Origin of the sequence: Streptomyces torulosus (assembly GCF_001419765.1) — a bacterium.
In the GTDB taxonomy this organism is placed as follows: Bacteria; Actinomycetota; Actinomycetes; order Streptomycetales; family Streptomycetaceae; genus Streptomyces; species Streptomyces torulosus.
Window position 1 is genome coordinate 1 of the sequence record NZ_LIRK01000101.1, and the last position, 3,315, is coordinate 3,315.

Sequence of the window (3,315 nt, forward strand, 5' to 3'; positions counted from 1 at the left end):
CCCCCGACCGCCGCCCACGCCCTGCCTCACGCCCCGCTCCACGGACCGGCGCCCCCGTCGGACCGCCCCGCCGGTCACCTCGTTCAGGGAACAGAGCCGCCGGGCCTCGGGTCAATGGGGCCTCGTAGGCGCGTTCGGTGATGCGTTGGGTGGTGCGTTCGGTGGGTCCTCGGGTGGTGGTCGGCTCAGGCGTCCCGCCGGTCACACACATCGGCCACCGGCCGTGAGGAGGGCCCTGACGTCGTCGGCGTCGGGGTGGCCGAGGGTGATGAGGATGGTGAGCGCCTGCTGCCAGGCCGCGTGGGCGTCGTCGTGGTTGCTCATCGCGCGATGGGTGTCGCCGATGTGGACGAGAGTGCTCGCCTCCAGATACGGCACGCCCAACTGCTGGTAGAAGCCGAGCGCGTTGCCGTAGCCGAGAAGGGCCTGCCGGTGACGGCCGAGATGGTGGTGGGCGAAGGCGATGCTGTGCCAGGTGGCCGCCTGGCCGTAGCGGTCGCCGAGGTCCTGGAGCAGGGGCAGCGCCTGGAAGCAGTGGCTCAGCGCCTCCCGGTACTCCCCGAGCAACGCGTGGTACCAGCCGACCGAGTTGAGGACGCTGGCGTGCGCGGCCGGGCGGCCGCTGTCCCGGAACAGTTCCAGGGCGCGCCGGTTGTGGCGCAGGGCGCCCGGCAGGTCGCCCGCCTGGTCGCAGGTCCAGCCGAGGCTGCGGTGGGTGTCGGCCCGGCCGATGGCGTCACCCAGCCCGGTGAAGAGGTCCAGCGCCCGGTCGAGGCGGGGCCGGGCCAGCTCGTGCAGACCCAGCCGCCCCTCGGCCCGGGCCAGCGCACGCAGCCCTCTCGCCTCCCACGCGGGGTCGCCCAGCCGCAGTGCGGCGTCGAGCGCGGTCCGCTGGGTGGCCGCCCAGTCGTGCCAGTGGCCCCGCCGGTCGAAGTACGGCTCCAGCGCCCAGGCCAGCAGACAGGCGAGCCGGTCCCGCCCCGAGCGCACCGCCGCCTCGATCACGGTCAGGAGCACCGGGTACTCGGTCGTCAGCCACGCCAGAGCCTGCTCGTGATCACCGAACGACTCGACCCGTACGCCCCCCGGGACCGGCCCCGGCGCCAACGGATCCTCCTGCGGGGCGAGCAGCCGTTGGCCGGCGTGGGCGGCGTGCAGGTGGTAGGCGTACAACCGCCCGACGGCTACGTCGTGTTCGGCAGCCGTGTCGTGTCCGGCGGCGAGCTGGTGCCCGGCGGCCGTTTCGTGCCCGGTGGCGATGTCCCACCCCACCCTCGCGTCCCGCCGCACTGTCGTGTCGCGCTCCGCTGCCGTGTCGCTCCCGGCGGGGGGCTCGCCGTCCGGCTCCGGTCCGGCTTCCCGGAGGAGTTCGGTGGCGTGGGCGCGGAGGAGGTCGTGGAGGGCGTAGCGGCCGGGAGCGTGCTCGTGGACGAGGTGGACGTCGGCGAGTTCGGTCAGCAGGGAACGGGCCCGGCGCGGCGGGAGCCCGGCCAGCGCGGCCGTCGCCGGCGCCGAGAAGTGCGGGCCCGGGTGCAGGGCGAGGAGCCGGAAGAGGCGGGCCGCGTCCGCCGACACGGCACTCAGGGACCACGAGAAGACCGCGCCGACGTTCGCGGACGCGTCGCTCCGGCTGAACGCGTCGAGGCTGCCGTGCGCCTCCCGCAGCTCGGCCGCGATCGCCGACAGCGCGAAACGTGGATGCGCGGCGGCGCGGGCCGCGACACACGCCAGGGCCAGCGGCAGCCCCGCGCACAGCGCGGCGATCTCGGCCACCGCCCGCGACTCGCCCGTCAGCCGCGCGGCACCCAGCCGCCGTTCGAGGAACGCCCGCGCCTGCTCGGTGTCCAGCGGCCGCAGGGTCAGTGCGTGGGCGCCGTGCGCGGACACGAGCCCGGTCAGCTGGTTGCGGCTGGTGACGATGGCCAGGCACCCGGGCGCCCCCGGCAGCAGCGGCCGTACCTGCTCGGTGTCGCGTGCGTTGTCCAGCAGCACCAGGAACCGCCGTCCGGCCAGCAGGCTGCGGTACAGCGCGGCCCGGGCGTCCACGCCGTGCGGGACCCGCTCCGGGGGGACGCCCAACGCGTCGAGGAACACCCGTACGGCTTCATCCGCGCCCATCACCGCGCCCGAGGGGGTGAACCCCCGCAGATTGACGTACAACTGCCCGTCCGGGAACCGGTCGGCGACCCGGTGCGCCCAGTGCACGGCGAGCGTGGTCTTGCCGATGCCGGCCATACCGCCGATGGCACTGATGACGACGGTGCCGAGGGCGGAGGCCGACGGGCCTGGTGTGGGCGTAGGCGTGGGCGTGGTGGTGGGCGTGTGTGGAACGGTGGTGGCGGTGTCCAGGAGGGCCAGCACCTCCTCCAGCTCCGCCCGACGGCCGGTGAACGTCGGCAGGTCGTGCGGGAGTTGGGCCGGGACGGGTGCGGATGCGGATGCGTATGCGGAGTTGGGTTCCCCTGCGGGTGCCGGCGCGGGCGCGGGCGCTGATGCCTGTGCGGTGGCGCGGCCCGTGGTGGGGCACGGGGCGGGCGCGAGGGGCGGATCCGCGGCCCCCGTCGACGCCTCGGCGTCCCCTGACCACCCGTCGGCGTCGCAGGGCCATGCGTCGGCGTTCCCCGACCACGCGTCGGTGTCGCCTGACCACGCGTGGACGTCCCCAGGCCGCGCCTGGGCATTCCGGGGCGCCGCCTCGCGCAGGACCGTCCGGTGCGCCTCACGCAGTTCCCGTCCCGGATCGATGCCCAGTTCGTCGGCGAGTCGAGTGCGGGCGGCCCGGTAGGCCGTCAGGGCCTCGGCCGTGCGGTCGGTGGCTGCCAGGGTGAGGATGAGCCTGGCCAGCAGGGGTTCGTCGAGCGGTGCGCCGAGCGCGGCCTCCTGGAGGGCGGGCAGCACCGTGCCGGGTATGCCGGCGCGCAGGGCTCCGTCGGCCGCCTCCCGTACGGCTGCCAGGCGCTCGCGGTCGAGTTGGCCGAACCCGGCCCGCTCCCGGACATCGGCGGGCAGACCGGCGCCGACCGGTCCGCGCCACAGCTCCAGGGCCTCGGTGAGGAGGTCCACGGCCCGTGCGGGCGCCGCGCCCGGGTCGGCGGAGGTCCGCCGTGCCTCGTCGCGCAGCCGGCGGAAGCGGAGCAGGTCCAGACAGTCGTCGTCGACCAGGAGCCGGTACCCGCCCGCCTCACGGACGAGCCACCGCCCGACGGCTCGAGTGGGAAGTCCCGGCTCCAACCACCGCCGCAACGACCCCACATGGCGGCGTATCACATTGACGGCGCTGTCCGGTGGGCGCCGCCCCCACAGCACGTCGACGAT

The 3,315-nt window shown here is 75.3% G+C and carries 1 protein-coding gene; it reads right to left on the reverse strand.

The features are described 5' to 3' along the window. Window positions 1–201 precede the first annotated feature (201 nt). The coding region (locus tag AOK23_RS49510; RefSeq protein WP_079049365.1) for an AfsR/SARP family transcriptional regulator at window positions 202–3,315 on the reverse strand (3,114 nt) is incomplete at its 5' end.